General features: G+C 57.4%; 20 protein-coding genes. 8 read left to right on the forward strand and 12 right to left on the reverse strand.

Translation table 11 applies throughout. The features are described from left to right. Positions 1–909 (forward strand): asparagine synthase-related protein (locus JQK15_RS25355; RefSeq protein WP_214869210.1); only part of this gene is annotated, 909 nt, incomplete at its 5' end. 29 nt (positions 910–938) lie between these two features. Here JQK15_RS25355 and JQK15_RS25360 read toward each other — a convergent pair. The 4 genes from JQK15_RS25360 to JQK15_RS25375 form a co-directional block, all read right to left on the reverse strand. Further along, entirely contained in the window at positions 939–3,062 is a 2,124-nt protein-coding gene (locus JQK15_RS25360; protein WP_214869217.1) for an Atxe2 family lasso peptide isopeptidase, read from the reverse strand. Beyond that, the gene (locus JQK15_RS25365; RefSeq protein ID WP_214869219.1) at positions 3,063–5,645 is read right to left on the reverse strand and encodes a TonB-dependent receptor; all 2,583 of its coding nucleotides are present in this window, start codon (positions 5,643–5,645) and stop codon (positions 3,063–3,065) included. A gap of 75 nt (positions 5,646–5,720) precedes the next feature. Further along, entirely contained in the window at positions 5,721–6,830 is a 1,110-nt protein-coding gene (locus tag JQK15_RS25370) for a FecR family protein (protein WP_214869221.1), read from the reverse strand. Then, positions 6,827–7,393, reverse strand: coding sequence for an RNA polymerase sigma factor (locus JQK15_RS25375; protein WP_214869223.1), 567 nt, complete (start codon positions 7,391–7,393; stop codon positions 6,827–6,829). The genes JQK15_RS25370 and JQK15_RS25375 overlap by 4 nt, the downstream gene beginning before the upstream one ends. A gap of 714 nt (positions 7,394–8,107) precedes the next feature. Here JQK15_RS25375 and JQK15_RS25380 point away from each other — a divergent pair. Further along, positions 8,108–8,296, forward strand: a complete 189-nt coding sequence (locus JQK15_RS25380) for a hypothetical protein (RefSeq protein WP_214869225.1) — start codon at positions 8,108–8,110, stop codon at positions 8,294–8,296. Positions 8,297–8,385: 89 nt separating this feature from the next. Then, complete coding sequence (locus JQK15_RS25385; RefSeq protein WP_214869227.1) at positions 8,386–9,099, forward strand: hypothetical protein; 714 nt, start codon at positions 8,386–8,388, stop codon at positions 9,097–9,099. Between the two features lie 31 nt (positions 9,100–9,130). Here JQK15_RS25385 and JQK15_RS25390 read toward each other — a convergent pair whose 3' ends face one another. From JQK15_RS25390 to JQK15_RS25420, 7 genes are all read right to left on the reverse strand, one after another. Beyond that, on the reverse strand, positions 9,131–10,078 hold the full coding sequence (locus JQK15_RS25390; RefSeq protein ID WP_214869229.1) for a nucleotidyltransferase domain-containing protein: 948 nt from the start codon (positions 10,076–10,078) through the stop codon (positions 9,131–9,133). A gap of 43 nt (positions 10,079–10,121) precedes the next feature. Beyond that, the gene (locus tag JQK15_RS25395) at positions 10,122–10,523 is read right to left on the reverse strand and encodes a type II toxin-antitoxin system VapC family toxin (protein WP_214869231.1); all 402 of its coding nucleotides are present in this window, start codon (positions 10,521–10,523) and stop codon (positions 10,122–10,124) included. After that, the gene (locus JQK15_RS25400; RefSeq protein ID WP_214869234.1) at positions 10,516–11,163 is read right to left on the reverse strand and encodes an AbrB/MazE/SpoVT family DNA-binding domain-containing protein; all 648 of its coding nucleotides are present in this window, start codon (positions 11,161–11,163) and stop codon (positions 10,516–10,518) included. Before JQK15_RS25400 ends, JQK15_RS25395 begins: the two co-directional genes overlap by 8 nt. 175 nt (positions 11,164–11,338) lie before the next feature. Continuing rightward, positions 11,339–12,007: a JAB domain-containing protein gene (locus tag JQK15_RS25405; RefSeq protein WP_285236601.1), complete on the reverse strand. Its 669-nt coding sequence runs from the start codon at positions 12,005–12,007 to the stop codon at positions 11,339–11,341. Continuing rightward, positions 11,911–12,351: a hypothetical protein gene (locus tag JQK15_RS25410; RefSeq protein ID WP_214869238.1), complete on the reverse strand. Its 441-nt coding sequence runs from the start codon at positions 12,349–12,351 to the stop codon at positions 11,911–11,913. The genes JQK15_RS25405 and JQK15_RS25410 overlap by 97 nt, the downstream gene beginning before the upstream one ends. A 53-nt stretch (positions 12,352–12,404) precedes the next feature. Beyond that, positions 12,405–12,749 carry a hypothetical protein gene (locus tag JQK15_RS25415; protein WP_214869241.1) on the reverse strand — a complete coding sequence of 115 codons (345 nt, stop codon included), beginning with the start codon at positions 12,747–12,749 and terminating at the stop codon, positions 12,405–12,407. Between the two features lie 59 nt (positions 12,750–12,808). Continuing rightward, entirely contained in the window at positions 12,809–13,360 is a 552-nt protein-coding gene (locus JQK15_RS25420) for a helix-turn-helix domain-containing protein (protein ID WP_214869243.1), read from the reverse strand. Positions 13,361–13,730: 370 nt separating this feature from the next. Here JQK15_RS25420 and JQK15_RS25425 point away from each other — a divergent pair, with 370 nt between their 5' ends. From JQK15_RS25425 to JQK15_RS25435, 3 genes are read left to right on the forward strand one after another with little or no spacing between them, the layout of a single operon-like run. Further along, positions 13,731–14,207 carry a sigma-70 region 4 domain-containing protein gene (locus tag JQK15_RS25425; RefSeq protein WP_214869245.1) on the forward strand — a complete coding sequence of 159 codons (477 nt, stop codon included), beginning with the start codon at positions 13,731–13,733 and terminating at the stop codon, positions 14,205–14,207. A gap of 4 nt (positions 14,208–14,211) precedes the next feature. Continuing rightward, positions 14,212–15,258, forward strand: a complete 1,047-nt coding sequence (locus tag JQK15_RS25430) for a DUF7146 domain-containing protein (protein WP_251008051.1) — start codon at positions 14,212–14,214, stop codon at positions 15,256–15,258. Between the two features lie 25 nt (positions 15,259–15,283). Further along, on the forward strand, positions 15,284–17,326 hold the full coding sequence (locus JQK15_RS25435) for a ParB/RepB/Spo0J family partition protein (RefSeq protein WP_214869247.1): 2,043 nt from the start codon (positions 15,284–15,286) through the stop codon (positions 17,324–17,326). Between the two features lie 303 nt (positions 17,327–17,629). On the opposite strand, the gene JQK15_RS25440 is transcribed toward JQK15_RS25435, so the two are convergent. After that, positions 17,630–18,175, reverse strand: coding sequence for a transposase (locus tag JQK15_RS25440; RefSeq protein ID WP_214869249.1), 546 nt, complete (start codon positions 18,173–18,175; stop codon positions 17,630–17,632). A gap of 107 nt (positions 18,176–18,282) precedes the next feature. On the opposite strand from JQK15_RS25440, the gene JQK15_RS25445 reads away from it, so the two are divergent. Together JQK15_RS25445 and JQK15_RS25450 are read left to right on the forward strand one after the other, a co-directional pair. Further along, the gene (locus JQK15_RS25445) at positions 18,283–18,792 is read left to right on the forward strand and encodes an SMI1/KNR4 family protein (protein ID WP_214869251.1); all 510 of its coding nucleotides are present in this window, start codon (positions 18,283–18,285) and stop codon (positions 18,790–18,792) included. An 8-nt stretch (positions 18,793–18,800) separates the two neighbouring features. Then, entirely contained in the window at positions 18,801–19,088 is a 288-nt protein-coding gene (locus JQK15_RS25450; RefSeq protein ID WP_214869253.1) for a hypothetical protein, read from the forward strand. Positions 19,089–19,430: the final 342 nt, after the last annotated feature.

The raw sequence follows: 19,430 nt of genomic DNA on the forward strand, positions 1-19,430 counted from the left end.
TCAGCGGATCAGCCCCAAAAACTGAGGCTCCCAATTCGCCCGCGCGCCGTCACGTGGCCATCATGCCGAAATCAGACGGTTCTTCGAGGTGTCCAATTGCATGAGCAGGCGTACAATAGGATCGTAAGGGAGGCCGCATCTAGCGGCGGATTTGATAGTTTTTTCGTCGGAGCAGGCGGAGATAACGTTTTCTATTTCACCAATTCAGCCAGGCCACTTGTCGATAGATACATCAATGAAGGAGTGTCGTCTGGAATAATGCGGACAATTTATGATATTTGTAAAATTACCGGCGCGAGCATTTGGGATGTCCTTAGAGAAGCGCTGCGCGTTTCTCGGGACGTGAGCGCTGGCCTGCCTTGGCAAGTCGCAGAAGAGTATTTGCATAAAGATTTTTTGGCCTCTGAGTGTTGGCGCGCGATTGACCATCCCTGGTTTTTTCCTCCCGAAGCTGTTCCGGCCGGTAAGAAAGGCCACGTCTCGCAGTTGCTGCGGGCACTTCATCACATAGAGCATCGGGACAAGGCCCTCTCTGTTCCAATGATCAGCCCGCTACTGTCTCAGCCGGTGATGGAATTTTGCCTGAGCGTGCCCAGCTGGTGGATGGTTGAAGGGGGGCGCGATCGCGCAGTTGCAAGAAGTGCATTTGCCAGGGCGCTGCCTCCGGCAGTTCTTGCGCGACAGGGGAAGGGCGGTCCCGACGGCTTCGTTGCACAATTCATACAGCGCTATCGTCGCTCCATCGCGGAACGCTTGCTCGATGGGCAACTCTTGGCGAATGGCCTGCTTGATCGACACACAATTGAGCGGTTCTTACGGTCTAGGGAGAACATTGCTCCATCCGATTGCCCGCGCATCATGGCGCTTCTCGATACCGAGGCATGGGTGAGGACCTGGTCAGCAGCATAAAGGATGGCTTTTGTCGAGGTCTCAGGCTCTTAGAATTCAGACGATGAGGGCTGTGACAGCCATTCGCGTTTCATCGCTATCCATTCAGTCTCTTCCCTACTCGCGCCAGCAGGTGCTGATTGAGATTCCTTGAGCCAAAAGTCGAACCAAGCTAAATTGCGACGATACACCGCAAGGCGATGCGCCGGCTGGGATTTGATGTGATCTTCATTCGGGAAAATGTACATGTCGCTTGGAATTTTGGCCTGTCTTATAGCCGTGAACCCAGCGAGCATTGCTAGGTATTCGGTATCCGCTGCTTGAAACAACATCGGAAACGTTACCCGCTTCGCCTGGTCCACCAGCGATATCTGTTCCCAGAATTTTGGGTTTTTGTCGATTAGTCGCGGCCACCCGTCCTTGTGATAAGACTGCGCCACCATGGGCCCCAAAAAGGCGTCTTGAACAGGTTCCCACCCACATCCCGATACGGAACCGGCAGAGAACAAGACTGAGTGAATGGCGGCAAATTGTACGGTCGTGCATCCATCGCTCAGACCCGTGATTCCAACCCTTCGAGGGTCGACAATCTCACGATCGATCAGGGAGCGCGTAGCGACTTCAATCGCGGAAAGGATATTCTTGCGTCCAGTGAAGTCGCGATTAAATGCCGAAACCAAGGCTTCCGCGCTGTCCCGTTTGCCCAGGATCTCCTCATACGTCAGATTATCGACACTTAGAACAAAATAGCCTCGATCAGCAAAGGCTTGGATTGGAAATTCGTCGCCAATTCCTCCGCGAAGGAAGCCTTTTGTTCGATACTGAACGATGATCAAAGGATAGCGACGTCCTTTGGCATATCCGACCGGATAAACTAGATCGCCGTAAAATGGGATGCCTGCGCTATTTCGCCAATTCAATCGTTCGACTTTGCCCAAGATGAGGCTCGCAAATTCCGGGTTCGGGTCGAAGATCCGCTTTTCCCTCTTGTGGTCGAGGTCAATCCTTACGAAATGCCTTGGCTCTCTTGAGCGCTCGCGCAAGCAGACGAGATCGCGGCCAATCGGCTGGCACTCGACGAGATAGTCACTGGTCAGCAAAAGCCGCTGCACCGTTCGGCTTCCAGGAAGCCACTCGTAGATGGCGGTCAGACTATTGGCCCAACCTTCTCGGCGAAAGAAACGTAGCTTTCGCCCATCTGGTGTCCACCATAACGGTGCCAACCAACCACTACGGCATTCCTCAAGCGGGCAGGGTTGGCGGCGTCCCGCCGCCGTTTCGACAACTATACGATAGTCTTCCGGGAAAAGTGCGGTTTCGATCCGTTCACCAAAGGCGCTGTCCCCTAACAGGCTGACTCCTAAATCTATTCGACTCGCATCCGCGGTGGATTGCATGAAATCGTTGATAACCAGCTTGTCAGATGGCTGTTCGACCCGCGTCTCAATGTCAATTGTCACGTAAACGCGGTCCGAAGCGGGCGTTTGCGGTCGCGCACCTCGCACGGGAAATGCGCGCTCATCATAACGCCATCCCGTCAGGCCTTCACGGTCGATTGCTGCGCTATTTAGCTTTACCCCAGGGCGAAGGACATAATCGATTCCGCGTCCATCCGGAGAGATTCTGAAATCGTCGACATCTACAGTGGCATGGGTAAGCTGCTCAACGCTTTTGGTCGTGAGATCCGCCTTCCATATCTGGGTGGTTCCGCCGACACGCTTCAAATAGAAAATTGATCGTCCATCACGTGACCAACGTGGCGCGGTAGGCAACGGCGCCCCGATTTGAAAAGATGCCCAGCTATACCTTGCTGGTGCGTCGAAAATCAGTTCATCGCTGATATCGACTGTTTCCGGCGGCGCCGGTTGCTCCGCAGATATAACCACTATGCCCACACAGTAGCGGTTTTCCGAGGGGTGTCCTCGGTGGATCTGAAAAGCTATCTTGCGGCCGTCAGGAGAGAGTGAAAAAATGGAGCGCGTGCGGTCTGGGCGTGGCGAGGGCCCGATGTCGCGTAATCCCGCCAATGCCTCCAGCGTAATCGGCCCACGTCTTGAAGCCATCTCGCCATTTGGAACGAGCGAAGAGCAGGACGGCTCAGCGCGCACCGCAGTCGAGAGACTGCATGCTCCCAAGACCGCAATCGCGCATGCGGCATACACATTCCGGCTCATTCACCACCTCTTTCGCAAGGTGATGCTGGCTGTCCGGCCGTAGAGTGAATGATTCACTGAATCGACTAGAACCTGCGCTGCACGATTAGTCCTGATCGCAGGAGGCTTTGTGTTGAAGAGATTTTGTATGCCTACCTGCCATTCGATATTGGCTAATATACCACTGGCGGAGTTGCTGCGGATCGTCGCGACGGTGTCGAACGTCGTAAATGACCCGACGGATACCGTTGGCTCGAACCGGTTGTCATCGGTTTTGCCGATAAAGTTCACTGTAGAGGAAAGGGTGACATTGTCCTTCTGCCAGTTTGCTGTAACACGCCCGCGCCAATGTGGCGGCGTGAAGATTATTCCTGCCTGCTCGACGAGAGGAAGACCGGGTATTACCTCACGCGTACTCTTTAAGTAGCTCGCTGAACCATTGATCGTGGCTTGCCCATAGTCCTGGAAGTCGTGCGTATATGTTACCGATAGATCGAAACCTTCCAGCTTCTGCACAGATATGTTTTGCAGGTAGTCCTGCACGATCGCCGACACTGACGACGGGTCGAAGTCGCCATCTGTGAAATTCTGAAAGACTCCGGTTATGCCATTGATTGCATCCAGCACCTCGGCGGAACTTGGATCGATCTTCGTGAACTGATTGTATACGGAATCGAAAAGTTTCGTGAATTCGACAATCGGAGAGCCTACCCGATTATAATATCGCGTATTAAAATAGGAAACCTCAGCCTTGAATCCTTCCAAGGCGTGCGGCGTTAGTGCGACTGACACGTTCCATGTCGTTGCGCGCTCCGGCTTCAGGTTCTTATTTCCTCCAAAAAGATATAAGACGGGGAAGCCATTCGATGGAGCGGGATCAAATTCCGACGCCGACAGCAGCTGCGCGTTGCTGAGCATAGCAGTCTGGTAAAGGTTGGGTGCTTTGAATGACCGTCCCCAGCTGCCCTTAAACTCGAGCCCCTCAACGGGTGAATACACCATGCCGATTTTTGGTGTCGCCATCCGATCAATGTCATGGTGATCTTCATAACGAAGCGCGCCAATCAATTGCAGCTTGTCGACAAACGGAACAGCATTGCCAGCTGATATCAGCGGCAAGAATAGCTCACCATAAGCAAAGCCTACCTTACGATTTTCGGCTACGGCTTCAGTTACGCTTTCCACCCCGGCGACAAGACGGCGCGAATCCACAGCCAAATTGTTGGAACGATATCCCAGACCGATGGCGAGCCTTGCCTCACCCCCCGGCAAAGTAAACAAAGCACCTTCAGCACCCAATTCGATGGATTTCAGTTCGTTGCTGTAATTTGGTAGCGCGCGAACAATTTCAGTTCCTGCAGAGAAAACGCGCGTCACTACGTTGGTGTCGCTTTTGCTGTAGGTCCCGGAGAGGCGGACGTCCCATCCGAAAGGCAGATGGGCCTTCAAAGCCGGCGAGAGTGACCAGCCGTCAGCCGTAGATTTGACGTGGCTGCCCTGTGCCAGGCAACTGGTAGCCACAATGCCGATCAAGCAACGCGATGTTGATCTATGCATGTAGTGGGCGTCGATCTCGAAGGCGATCGAGTCTGTTATCGACTGACGGCCGGACGCGACCAGACTGATCTGATCTTGCGCTGGGATCAGCGTCGTATCGGGTGCCACGTTGCTAGTGTAGGATCGTTGCCGAGCTGAAATTGCTGTTGCGTCCTGATAGTCAGCGGCGATCATGAAGCCGCCAGAGGGCCACGATGAGCCGCCGACAATGCTGTATTGCTGGGTGGCCGCGCCGCCGTCCGTTGCAGCGCCGAACCTCGCTGACGTTTCTACCCCGTTTACGCTACGCCTTAGAACGACGTTGGCGACGCCCGCCACGGCATCAGAGCCATAAAGCGCGGAAGCGCCGTCTGCGACGACGTCGACCCGTTCAATAGCGGCGAGAGGGATCGCGGAAATATCAACTCCCTGGCTGATCGCGTCGAACGCGACACGGTGGCCATTGATCAAGGTAAGGGAGGCATCGGGTCCAAGGCCACGCAGATTAAGCGCGGACGAGCCCGACACATTCGTGAAACCGCCTTGACCGCCGGCTGTGATTGTCGGATTCTGCCCTCCAGAAAAGTTCTGAGGAATATCACGCATCAACTGTCCGAGGTCGCTCTGACCCCGTTGTTGTGCCTCGATTCGTGTGGTTGCGGTGACGGGCGAAGTCGAAGGACCGCCCCGAATCCGTGATCCGGTGACGACAATACTTTCGCCCGAATTTAATGTGTCGTCTGACGATGCAGAAAATTGTTCGCGGATGAGAATAACCCCATCGCGTTCAACTGCCGTAAGCCGAGTACCTCTGAGGACGATCACGACGGCTTCAAGAGCGGTATAGGCCCCGCTGAGAGGCGGGGCTTGCCGTCCTTTCACTGCTTCTGGAGAAAAAAAGATTTCACGCCCGCTGGAGCGCCCGATGGCTCGTAACGCACCGTCAAGGTCTTGCCGTTCGAGATTCCACTCCAACTTTTGCGCTGGGGCAGCGAGCGAGGGCGCAGCCATTCCTAAGAGCACCAGTGCCAATACCGAACTGATTGACCGCCGCGCAATGTCGTTCATCGTTGCCCCCATGTCCATTCCGACCTTGATTCAGGGCCGGTTCCATTGGGGACAGCGACGAACTGGATGCGCGGATTATGATGGCGGTCGACAATTTCCCTTCGCCGGAGACGGGCAACGCCGAGCGAGCGAAATCGAACTTGGTCTCGTAACTACCGCCAGACCCATGAGGTCGCCGAGGTTTCGCGCGAGTCTTTCGCTATCGGTAATGCGGAAATTCCCCGACACTCGAAGTTCGTCGATATCGCTAGTTTCCGCGACAAGTGGAATGCGCGCGTAGCGGTTTACTTCGATGAACAAGTCTCCAAGCCGAATGTTCGTAAATTCCTTCATACCCTCGGGCCAGTGAGCATCGTCGGCTCGCGTCTTAGTGACCTCAATGGGGAGGACGGTGTTTTCCTTCCCCAATTCAACTTGCTGGCCAGGTAGGAGGTGAACCGCTTTTTGAGAACGGCCCTGTTTGGTGCCCTCAACCTCCACGTCAACTGCACCCCGCACGAGCCGCACGAATACACGATTGTCTGACGAGAGATTAACGTCGAATATCGTTCCTCGTGCTATGATGGCTCCTCGGCCCGCACGAACAGTGAAAAGGCGGTTTTCATGGGCAACGGTGAAACGCGCACGTCCTCGTACCAGCCGTAAATTTCGTCGCTGAGAGTCGAAATCCACCAAAACCAGACTGTTCGTATCGAGTGCGACGACCGAACCGTCCTCAAGCTGAAACGAACGGATTTCGCCGACGGCTGTTGCAAGCTTCTGCGATAACCGATCGGATGTAGCCGGCACCGTGCCCGTGGCGAACGACGGGTGTTTCAGTTCGTCACGCGACGAACCCGAAGCCCAGTGCGTAACAAGGGCGACGGCACCGAGCATCGCGAGTATAAGCAACGCGCGCATTTTGGTCTTCGGCTTTGGCGGACTCTGCCGGATATCGTCACCAGGTGCTTCCTGGTCGGGAATGAGGGGATCGTCCTCCGGCGGATCCTTCAAACGTTTGCCAATGCTGTAGGTTTCGGCGATCCGGTTATAGGCGGCTCGATGAAGGGCGCCGCGTGCCAGCCATGCATCGAACTCCTTGCGTCTGACCTCGGCTTCCTCGGGATTACGCATGATTGCGAACCAGTCGGCTGCCTCTTCCCTAAGTTGCCCATGCCGACGTGGCGGATCGGTGTCTTCCATCATTCCTGTTCCAGAGCTGCGTCGATATGGGCAAGCGCGCGGGCTACATGGTACTGCACAGTCGGTATGGTAATCCCCATTCTTTCCGCTATCTCCCGGTACGTCAGCTCTTCCACCCGGTGAGCCAGGAATATTTCCCGTGTCCGTTGAGGTAGCTCCTCAAGGGCGCGCTTGTAAATCCGCATCACGTCTTCGGCCTCGATGCGTGCCGCCTGATCCGGTGGAACCGCAACTTCGAAATCTTCGCCGATCGGCATATGGAATCCAGAGAGGCGTGTCTCGAGGCGCTTGTGCTGGTCCAGAAGCAGATTACGCGCGATGCGCTGTAGATAGGCCGCCGGCCGAGGCAGGCTGGTCTTAGCCATACGGCCGACCAGGCGGACGAAGGATTCCTGCACAAGATCACCTGCGTCATCTCGCGAGCACAGGCGTTTCTGGAAATATCGTTGCAGTCGCGGTGCCTCGATCTCGTAGATTTCCCGCACGTCGGCGAGCCCGGCAGGTCTTGTTTCCTGAGCAACATCGTCCCTCAGGGGCTCTGGCGGATTGAAATTGTCAGACGACATGAAAACACGGTTCCTCACGACGTGGCAGCGCTGTCCCCGCTGATGCAGGGAAGAAGCGATGTGAGGTGAGCCGAGTTGTCGTTGAACGAAACAACCGGCGCTCGACCCGTATGTCGAGCTTCGAGATACCTGACAGGACAATCCTGCGGGCGGCTGCCAGATTCCAGCCCGCAAGGGTACTATGCCGAGAGTGCGGGACTCAATCAAGCGTTCAGTATCGCGACCTATTCCGTACGTTTCCCCGCTCGTAGTCCAGCTGCGCGACAGCAAACGATAGGTTGGTCAATCGCGACTTCCTCTGACCTAATCGCTGCGCCACAATATGAGCTGGTATCTGCGGATGCCGCCACTTGCCGCTTGAAAAGGTGATTCCAGGGCCATGTGCCAGCGGGGACGCCATTTACTGGACCGGGAATGCCCCATCCCCCCCCCCCACGCAGCCTTCGCGACGAGGGGAACAGCCAGAATCTGCGTTATTTTCTGCGCAGTGAATATAGCCAAATGGCCGAATATCTGATCGGCGGGCCAAATTCGCTGAACGTCAGAGGTGGCGCATTGGGACGAGCGGCGAGTTGCACTATAATCGTCCCCTCCCATCCGAGCGAGAAGGCGTACCAGCCAGAGGCCGCAGGCAGACCCTGGGAACGGGACATTCCTCCAGCCGTTAATTGACTGGAAAGCGCGTCGCATATAGGAAAATGCGAGGAGTAAGAAATGCAGCAGGTTGCTCAGTTCGATTCGCTTGATCGTCGGCGCGAAAAACAGTCCGCCCGCGAGCAGGACGATCGTGCGCTGCGCGAAGGCGCTATTTCTCCCGAAGCGTTGAGCCAGCGCAACGGCTTTTTCTCCGGCATCGATTTTTCGCGCGCTTCCGTGCGCCGTCCTCGGCGGATCGCAGCCTGAGCGAAGGGCATCTCGACCCTGCTGCCGTTCTCGATATCGCCTCCCACCTCGTTCTGGAGGACGGGGCCTTTGTAATCGGCGGACAAGCGTTGAACCTCTGGGCGGAATTCTATTCCGCAGCAGAGGAGTTGCACGCCTACCGACCTTACACCTCCAAGGACATCGACTATTTCGGGCAACGGGAGGCGGCGCAGAAACTCGCCGTTGCGCTTGGCGGTAAAGTGCTCATCCCAAACGTGGACGACCAAACCCCCGAAACCGCAGTGGTTGAAGCGACCGTCGATGGAACGTTGATCCGTATCGACTTTTTGGGGCACGTGCTTGGTATACGGCCAAAGGAACTGACCGCCAGCGTGGCCGAAATCATAGTGCCTTATGACAATGGCGGAATTGGTGGCCAGGTGGCCATCCCAGTCATGAATCCTCTCCATTGCCTGCAAAGCCGGATTGCTAACCTCAATATCCTGAAACGACCAGATGATACGGCTAGGCGTCAAGCCGCGGCTGCTCCGATCGTGCTTCGCGAATATATCAACCACGCGCTGGAGGACGGCGATCACCGTGAAGCAACCCGAACGCTGCAAGGGCTGTTCCGCTTCCTGTCGCGCGATCCGTCCGGCCGCCAAGCGCACAGACTGGCCGAACGTGACCCTCTGGACGTGCTGAAGATATTCGCTGAGGATGATCGCATCGATATCCGATACCGTACAAAAATACTCGAACGCGCCGTGGCAAAGATCGAAAATCAACGTTCTGCTCTAGGCCGCGCGCTTGCAGCACTAAACATGCGTCGAACGATCTAGCCATCGAGCAAATTAATCAACGGCTGCGCATTTATAGAACTCCGGAGCTTCCGTTCGTCTCCGTTTCCGCTCTGATTTTCAATGCTGCGAGATGTTCGGAACAGACCTCATGTACAATGGGACCAAGGACATTTATCCTGCCTATGATCCATTCAAGCTCCTCAACCGAGATATCGAAATGCCTTGAATATTTGCCCTTCCGATAGCCGTCCTTCAGCTTTTGAAACATGGCGCGATCGGCATGAGTCCCGCGCGGCCAAGCTTCAAACAGCCTTCTATCCAGACCTTCCGACATGCTTCTGAGAAATACGATATTCGTGCTGCGAGGCACGTACAGCGTCAGCGTCGCTAAAACGCATTTATAGAGCTTTTCGCAGGTCTGGTGAAAATCAAATGCCGCATCACTAAACCGATTATGAGCAAAGCTAATTTTTGCCAGTTCAAATCGCCACATTGCGCCCGGGAATAAATCCTCGAAATACTCCTTCGACATTGCATATGCCTGTTCAGGCGTCTTGGGCTTGGGTTTAGCGAGCGGCCGGTCATCGGACTGGTACAGGATTACGCCATCTTTGGCGATTTCAGTGAACAACGGCCGCCCATGGGACAGGCCATCATTCACTTGCTGCAACGTATGTACAATAAAATTGGCCGGTGCGCGGATCACTTTCTCGACCTGATGAGCGTCGAACAGACGTTGCTCCGTTTCCTCCCAATAACGAGCGCCATCGGTCAACTCTTTCTGGTTGACGATAACCAGGATGTCATAGTCCGACATGAACTGGTTTGCGTCGAAGGGCGCATCGACCCAATCGCCCCTGGCATAGGATCCGAAAAGGATGACCTTGAGGATTCGGGCAGATTTGCGCCGGCCTGTCGCCTCCTGTGTCGCCTCCCGAAATCCCTGGAATAGCATTTCCACGACACGGTCGAGTTCACGCTGTTTGGCGATCGGAAGATGGTTGAGGTCGGTACGCATAACTTCAATCTCTATTCCCGCATTCCATCGTCAGCCATGCCGGTCATCGCACCAGTTCGACGACCACGCCGACATCGAGCGTTTCCCATGCCCGGTCGGACGTCACAGCGACCGCCTGGCGGCGTAGCGCCAAGGCCAGACAGGATCGATCGCCCAGAGAAAGTCCGACATCGCGCGTTTCGGGTCGTAGCTTTCCACCGGTATCAGCCTGATCGCGATCCACGGATACGATCTCGATATCGAGTTCCGCGAGCATCGATTGCGCTTCAGCGGCATCGACACCGCGATCGGTGAGCTTCGCCAGCACCTCATGGTAGTTGACCGCCGACACCAGAGCACCGGTCAACCGCAACTCCACGCGATCCGCTCCGGGTTCACCAAAAAGAAGGCACAGGAGCGCCGATGCATCGAGAACATAAATCGGATCGGCATCGACCTCAGTCACGCGCCGCCTCTGCTCGCCGTTCGGCGATCAACTCCTCGGAAACAAGCCCCTCCTCGGGGGCAAAGGCACGCAAACGCTCTTGCACGCGCCGAAGCGCGGAACGAGCGGGGCGAATACGCACTTCGTCGCCGTTGACCTCGAATAGAACGGTGTCGCCATTCTGCAAACCAAGCGTACGGCGGATATCGGCGGGAAGCGCTATCCGCCCTCCTGCAATGACTTTGCCTCGCAAGATGGTCATGTCGCTTGCGTCCTTATGGGTACCAACATCCTGATTGTACCTTATCTGGGCAATCGGCATCAAGGCGTCAGATTGCCCAAAAGAGCGGATTTCGGAGATCAGGCTAAGGCAATGCCCGATCAGGAGATCAATTAATTGCTCCAACGCTTCCTTCGTCGGGCGCGCCAGTTTGAGATCTTTGCATCGGCCATCCACGGGGTCATCTTCGCGCACCAGCGCCCCGAATTGCTCCAAGCGTTTCGAACGGAGGTGCGCTGTCGACGGAGAATAGTCAGGGGCAAGGCACGCCGGATAAATTCTCTCCGATTCCACCTCGGCAATAAGGATCTCTAGCAGACACCCGAAATATGGCCCCGACGACAGCTTCTTCCCCATCTTCTCGATGATCGCAGCTTCCATTTTCAAGAGGGTCCGACATGCCGTCGCCCGGCATGCCGGAGACCAGGCGCCTTTGCGCCGATCGTCCACGGAAGGAGTCGACGCGCCTGTCATGAACAGCGGCCGGTCGGATGTAGCAGTGGCCGCTCCGACCCTGATGTCACGCGGCCAATCGCCGGACGAAGGACGGTCCCAGTCACAGATAGCCTGCCTTTCTGAAGCTCGTCGTGCCGTTGCGGGCCACGACCAAATGATCATGGACGACGACGTTCAGACATTTGGCTGCCTTGGCGATCCGTTCCGTCAGTTCCCGATCCGCACGCGATGGCCTGGAACAACCGGAGGGATGATTGTGGACAAGCAAAATGGCCGTTGCCTCCAGATCGAGGCATCGTTTCAGTATCTCGCGCGGCCAGGCATGAACCGCCGAAACTGTGCCTACGCCGAGTACCTCATCCGCAATCAATTCGTTGTTCGCGTTGAGGAACAGCACCCGTAGTTGCTCGATCGGTTCATAGGCCATACGACTGCGCAGATAATCCAGCACATGCTGATCGCTGGACAATATGGGTCGCTGCACGAGCTGCCCCCTCAATATCTGCGTCATCGCCCGTCTGAAGCAAAGAAAGGTCTGCTCGATCTCAACGGAGTCATCCAGCAGCTCAATCCGCTCGGCCGAACGCGCTGATACGGCCTCACCGAGTGAACCGAAGCGGGCGAACAATCGCTCCGAGAGTTCCCGAGCGCGCTCTGGGCACGTAAGACGGATCAGGTCTTCCAGGGCGCGTCGACACCCAGGCGCTTCAGTCGCCTCTGGTGCCGCCACGTGGCTACCACCAGAAGCAGCTGGGCGAACCAGCTCCATAACGCCAGAGCCCGCATATAAGTCTGAGGAACTATTTGAGGCGCAATCACGAACGCAACATGGATGATCACTTCCGCGCCGAGCATCGCGGCGATCCAGATTGGCCAAAAACGGGTGCTCCGAATTGAAAGCCATAAGAAAATGCCCAGTATCGACATATCGATCAGAAGAATGCCGGCTTCGACATTCTGAAAACGAACGCCGAGGGGAGACGCGACCAGAACCGTCAGACTCGCGCCTCCTAAAAGGGTGGCCGCACCAATCCGCTCGGGTTGGTCACCCTTTATGAAGGCGTAGGCACTGCTCAGGAGCAGAAATGCCAGGAACAAGGCTTGTCTCGTCATGACGTAGAGCAACTATAAATATCGCTACACGTCAATTTCCCTCGGCGAACCCGTCACACCGCCCGAAGACGCTGTTCCCCTGGCTCCGAGGCCGCACCTCGAACCTTGAGAAGATCGCCATAGCTGGTCTCTGCCAACCCCATCGCGTCACTGGCATGCTTGAGATTGACATGCGTGGTGACGATCTTCTCGCGCGTTTCAGCCATCAGCAGCATCGCCGAGGCTGAGCTCTGTATGGCGTCCTGGCCGATCATGGCCGACAGTCGGGCATCCAGCCTCGCGAGCGGCAGTGCTGCATTGAGTTCGGCAATTCGTGCAGCCGCGATATCGATGGCTTCCTCGGCTGCAAACAGCCGTTCGGCAACTTGTTTGGCGATGGATTGGCGTTGAGCACGCATGGTTTCTCCTTCCCGCCCCAACGGAGCAGGTCATAGTGATGGATTTCAGGATTGCTGCTCTATTTTCCTGCGAAGCCGTTGAGCGCTGACAGCAAGGATATTCCGGCGCCGACGGCGAAGAGCATCAACGTAGTGAGGATCGAAAATACGACCAGTATAGAAGGTCCGTTCAGGTCATTGCGTTGCCTCCCGGCTACGCGGAGAGGTACGATGACGCGCAAGGGTGAAGAATGTTCGCGAAGACCATAAGGTCGTTGTTCTTCTGCGAAAATTTCTTCGTCCTCGCCCTGCGTCGCCTGTACGTCCGCCTTGGTTTCGGTGGACGCAGTTGGCCCGGAAATGCCGTCATCTGAAATAGTCATCGGATGGGGGGGTATTTTCTGCCCCCCTTGGCGTGCCTCCCATTTCACGAAGAGTCGCGCTAGCTTTCGTCGGGGGATGCTTCCGACCTCTTTTCGAATGTCTTGAAAATGGTTGTCGACCGTACTGGGAGACAGGCTCAGAATGCGTGCGATCTCCTTCGACGAATAGCCTTTTGCCGCCTCGCGCAGACAATCGCGCTTGCGCGCCGTGAGGCGCTCGAAGCGTTCCGAATAGTCTTCCTCGTCCAAGGGCGTATCCCTTCGCCGGTTCACGGCGCTCGGAAGCTGCGTTCTCCTCCACCCGTTTCATTCACAGCAATGATGTTGTCAGCCTCCGAGCGCGTTCCATTCAATCTCAGGCAAAAACCTTTCTAAAACATAGCTTCTTCGCGAGTCGTTCAACAGACTGATTCGGCACCGATCCAATCCCCACGCCCATAGGGCTCCTGATCCGCCTCCAACTGAGCATGGAGATCGTCGGACCTGGCCAGTCATCTGGCGTCGCCTTCGCGTGACCACGAGAATCAACACCGACCGAATGGAACGATCAACCCGAGAACCGATGCCAGGAAAAGGAGGGAGGGGGCGGGCAGAACAGGTCTGATTGGAGGCGATCGCCATGCACAGTGCAGAAATTCTCTCTCTTCTGAAGGACGTTCGAGAAAACCTTACATTCCCCCGATTTCTCTGGCGTCGCAGACGGCTCCTCGGACGCCTCGACGCTTATCTCCACCGATGGGAGGCCTCTCCGCATCCCGCGATCGCCTTTGCCAGGAAGCGGTCGGAGAGCGCAGCTTCGCTACGCATCGACATCGACGAAATCTCCGTCGAGAAGGCGTCGAACGGCTTCTGGGTTCGAAGTTGGGTCTGGGTCGATCAAAAGGCTTTGCTCTGCTTCGAACTGCAGCGACTATCGACAGCGCGCGAAATCCTGAAGACGCTACCGCCACGCACACGGGCCGTTTTCCTGGCTCATTGCATCGACGATTTGCCTTACCAAACAATAGCGACGGATCTCGGGATCAGCGTCCAGGACGTGCAAAGGGAATTTGCCGCGGCGATGCTGGCGCTTTCAATCGCAATCGACCCCGATTGAAGTTTTGATCGCGCGCGAACTCATGCCACCCAACATTCTCGACCTGGAATTCCAGGGAGCCCGACTGGTCCGAAAACTTGGAGGCGTTTGGCACGGTGGACAGGGGCTTTGTCTCTGCCCCGCCCATGACGATCATGACCCCAGCCTCTCCGTCCGCGTCGGCGACACCGCCCTGCTGTTCAAATGCTTCGCAGGTTGCGACACGATCGCCGTCTTGCGGGCTATCCGCCGCCTTCGCCTCGACCTGCCCGAGCGAGGCACGCCGATCTCATCGACCAGGCACCGCCGCTTTCAAACCGGATCGGGCCCGGCCCTGCGCGTCTGGGATGCCTCCAGTCCGATGACCGGCACCCCCGCCGAAGCCTATCTCGCTGGCCGTTTCCTCATGCCGCCCTGGCGCGACCTTCGCTACAACCCGCGCACGCCGTTGGGGCGCGGGAGGGCTGCCGTCTTTCGACCTGCGCTCATCGCCGCAGTCCGCGAGGGCCATCGGATCGTCGCCATCCATCGCACCTTTCTCGATCCCGTAGCGGCCTTGAAAGCCAGCGATCTGACCGACCCGCGAATGATGCTTGGACGCCCTGGCCGCGGCGCCGTGCAGCTGGCCCCTGCAACAACTATTCTTGGCCTTGCCGAAGGGATCGAAACGGCGCTCGCTGCCATGCGCCTTCATCGAATCCCGGTCTGGGCAACGCTCGGCGCCGAACGCGCTGCGCATGTCCTGCTGCCAAGCCGGCTGGAACGCCTTGTGCTGCTCTTCGACAGGGATGCGGCGGGATGGAAAGCGAACCGCCAGATCCGGCTAGCCCATCAGCATACGGGTCTGGAGGTGTTCAGCCCCTGGCCCCCCGTTCCTCATAACGACTGGGCGGATGTGCTCGAGGACATGCCGCGCGTAGCATGCCGATCACGCCAATGCGGAAATCGGCGCGCAGCCACCAGCGCAAGCGCGCTTCCATCGCGGACAATCCATGTCGCCTGCGATCCTGTCTCGTACCGCCCCGGCCCGGCACAGCAAGAGGGAAGGGAGAGGGGATGGGCGGTTCGATGAACGAGCCGCACCAATGGAGAAACCCATGTCCCAGACTCCCATTCCCGTGCCCGCTGCCAATCTCACCAAGTCACCCGTCAATGTCCGGACCCGCAGCGACGCGGACGCCGATGCGGAACTCGAAGCCAGCATCCTTGCCCACGGTCTCATCCAGAACCTGGTCGGGGTGCCGGTTTCTCGCAAGAAGGGCTACTACCGGATCACCGCCGGCGGTCGCCGCCTCGATGCCGTGCATCGCCTGATCGAAAAGGGCAGCCTGCCCGCCGATCATGTGATCCCCGTCCTGGTTCTCGACAACGCCAAGAATGGCCGCGAGGTCAGTCTCGTTGAAAATTTCGAACGGCTTCCAATGGGGCCGGGCGAGGAATGCCGCGCCTTCAGGGATATCATCGAGGTCGAAGGCAAGACGGCGGCCGACGTCGCCAAGCGGTTCGGGCTCACCGAACGCTTCGTAATGGGCCGTCTGCGTCTCGCCAACCTTGCCGAGCCGATCTTCGAGGCACTCGAGAATGGCGAGATCACCCTCGATGTCGCCAAGGCCTATTGCACGACGGCTGACAGCGCGCGCCAGAAAGCGATCTGGGACATGCTCTCGGACAGCTACTGCGGCCATTCCGTCAGTGAAATCCGCCGCCGCATCAAGGACTATAGCTATCGGGGCAACGATCCCCGCGTGCTGCTGGTCGGTCGCGATGCCTATGCGGCCGCCGGCGGGCGGATCGAGGACGCTGACCTCTATTCGAACGCGGACGACGAACGCTGGATCGACACCCATATCGTCGACGAGCTTGCGATGATGAAACTCGCCGCCGAAGCGGACATGCTGCGCGAACGGGAAGGCTTTGCCGAGGTCCGTCCCGTCGCCAACACCCGCGTCCCCTACATGGACACCTACGCCCTGACCCCGTTGCCGGTCGAGGCGCCGGCGCTCAGCGAGGAACAGGAACAGCGCAAGCTCGAGATCGAGGAGGAACTGGCCGAACTGGAAGCCGAACTCGAGGATGAAGGCTGCGAGCCGGACGAAGAGGACCAGAATCGCTACACCGCCCTCCAGACCGAACTGTCGGCCATCGTCGAACGCGAGCCCGTCGTCGATGCCAAGCAGAAGGCGAACGCGCTGGCCTATCTCGTTATCGGGCCGGACGGCCAGCCCCATATTCACCAGGAACTGTTCTTCGCGCCTGTCATCACCGACGAAGAGGGTGACGACGACGAGGATGGAGGCCATGAGGATGAAGAAGCCGACGGCGAAATCCTCGCCGACGAGGCCGGCGAGGACGAAGCGCGAAACAGCGGCCCGGTGATGAGCCAGCGCCTGCGTGAAATGCTGGCGATGATGAAGACAGAACTGCTGGCGGTCCATGTCGCCAGCAATCCCGCGTTCGCGCTGAATCTGGGCACCTTCATCATGGTCGATCGCGAATGCCGCTTCTCGTCCTCCGACATTCCGAGCGATCTGCGCGCCTCGGCTCCCGCCCGCCTTCTCGCCGACTTCAAACCGGAAACGGCTGCTATGGCGGAATGGAAGAAGCTCGATGAGGCGCTCGATCGAAGCTGGGTCAATCATCAGGCCATCGCAGATCGATACGACGCCTTCTGCGCGCTCCCCGATGAGGCGCGCGCAGCCTGGCTCGGCTGGGCGATCGCGCGCACGCTGCAGGCCGTCCCGATCGGTCGCCGCGAAGCAAGCTTCCTCGATCATCTGGGAACAAAGCTCGAGATCGATGTCGCGGCCTGGTGGCGGCCGACCGCACTCACCTACTTCGATAAGCTGACCAAGCCCGCCATTCTGAGCCTGTTCCAGGAGATCGGCGGACTGGAGCTGCAATCGCGCTATGCCGGTTCCAAGAAGCACGATCTTTCGGCTTCGGCCGAGCGGCTTTTCGGAGGCGACGTCATCATCGAGCCCGAGATCAAGGAGCGGGCGCTTGCATGGCTTCCGGAAGCCATGCGCTTTGGCCCTGACGAAATCGCTGATGAACAGGGCGCATCGAGCGATGATCGCGACGCATCACCCACCGGGATCGTCGACGCCGACAACGACGATCAGATTTCCCAAGCTGCCTGATCGAGACCGGGGGGATGGGCTACGGCCTGTCCCCCTGGCTTTCAGGTTCAACTTGGTGACGCCAGATGCCAGGCTCACGCACTCTTGAAATCCATCCTGCAACAAGAGCAAGATGACTTTGCCCCGGTCTGCAAATGTCGCATCCCACATCAGCTTGTTCTTCATTTCCCTTGGCGTTTGCGTTATCGAGCCGGCAAACGATGGGGAGAATTCCGTGAGGAATAAATCGAATAGATTCAATGCGTAATGCCAAACGGATTTTGCGATGCTGCGTAGCCGAGCCGAAGGCGACGACGACCAGTTCTACTCGATTGCTTTGCAGCTGGCCGCCGCCGAAGCCCGGAGGGTCGCCGGGAAACCGCGACCGACTTGCGCCCGGCGGTCGATACCGCACGCGCCACGCGTGGCGTAAGCCCATCCATTCCGATCGCTTTTGCCGGCCCGCGCGCTTATTTTGAGAGGCTCCTCGACCTTCGTAAACCGATGGTGAAGCTCGCCGACGTGGTCCTTCCGGCCACCGTGACAGAGCGGCTGGTGCGGAAGTCCGGCTTCAGATGCCGCATGCAGCCAGCTCGCCTCGATGTCGCGATGCGCCTGGGACTTCAGCCAGCGGCTGGAGCGCACCCGGTTGAAGTACCTGTAGGTATAGAGCTTCAGTATGTCGGCCGGATCGAACCCCGGACATCCCGTCTCCTTCGCTGCCACCCGCAAGAACCCGGCGGCGGCAAGATCAAGGCCGTCAACGCACGCCTCGATGAAGCGAACCGGGTTGTCCGGTCCCACATAATCGTCAACCGCCTCCGGCAGAAGCAGCAGTTGTGAGCGATCCGTTCCCGAAAGATGTGCCATCGCAAATATCTATCAGGTATGATCAGATTTAGGAATCGTTGGGGGAGGTTTGGGGCGTTTCCGGGAATTGCGCGATAGATGATTGTAGTTTGAGACATGCAGGCCCAATGACAAATCATCGAGAGACCAGCTCAATCCAGCAGACCGTTCAGTTTTCTGTCTCTACAGAGGCATGTGACACCGAAGAGCTATTCCGGCGTGTGCTTGGCGACCGCAATATAGAAGACGAATCGACCTCGAACTGGCGGCGCCCACCTAGTCCTGTTGATGCTCGCCGTGAGCAAAAGCACTTGAAACAACCCGTTACGCGTGTGGAGGTAGGCAACATTTTTACATGGCATCTGAACGAGCACACGGTGATCGGGCCCGAAACAGATCCCAAGCTCATAAAGCAACGTGTCTGGCAAAGACGGGTTGGCGTAAAGGAGAGCGGGCGATTGACCGAGGCACAAATCGCGGAGCAGGAAAAGCGGCTGGGAATTCGCCTGCCAATGCCATGGCGCGATGTCTACAAACATTTTAACGGCGGCTGGGTCGACACCCTTTATTGGGGGGACATGACAACCCTCAGGGTAATCATATCGTGCCCATTTCTCAAACAAGCCATCAATGTCTAGCGCTGGAGGTGGTTGCACCTCTGCATGATCTTCTCGCCGTTGAATGGGAGGAACTGAAATACGACGTATCTGATTTCAGCAGCCTCGATCCGAGGCTATTCGCGATCGCCCTTGCGGAAAGCCAGGCAGTTCTGCTGGGTTACCGGGAAGGTGACGAGCCCCGCGTCGGTCTCGCGCATCCCAGCAAGTACGACGACGATCCGCTGGCTAGCTGGGAAACGGACCAGCTCACCCATTGGTGGCCGAACATGGAGGTATTCTTCCGCGGTCTTTATCTCCAACGTCGGATTATATGATCCAGCTTTGATGGGTTTTCGGACGGTCTGCCTGCTCTTGTATGAGGTTCAACTATATCTATTTCAATCCGCAGCCCCGCGTTAGAATTCTGTCAACAATCGATGGTGCCATAGTGGCTACGCTGTTTGATGACGCGCTCGACGAAAAACGCCTTTTGCGCCCTGAGTTCCTTCTGACGCATGGGTTCAAATCTCGAGTTGAGTAGCCCCTAGATTTCTGGACGCCTTCTATCCTAAATTTGAGGATAGGAGACGACGATGGGGAAGCCCAATTTCAGCGATGAGTTCAAGCGTGATGCGGTGGCCCAGATCACCGAGCGCGGGTATCCGGTAGCGGAGGTT

This window comes from Sphingobium sp. BHU LFT2, assembly GCF_018604485.1.
GTDB lineage: Bacteria > Pseudomonadota > Alphaproteobacteria > Sphingomonadales > Sphingomonadaceae > Sphingobium > Sphingobium yanoikuyae_A.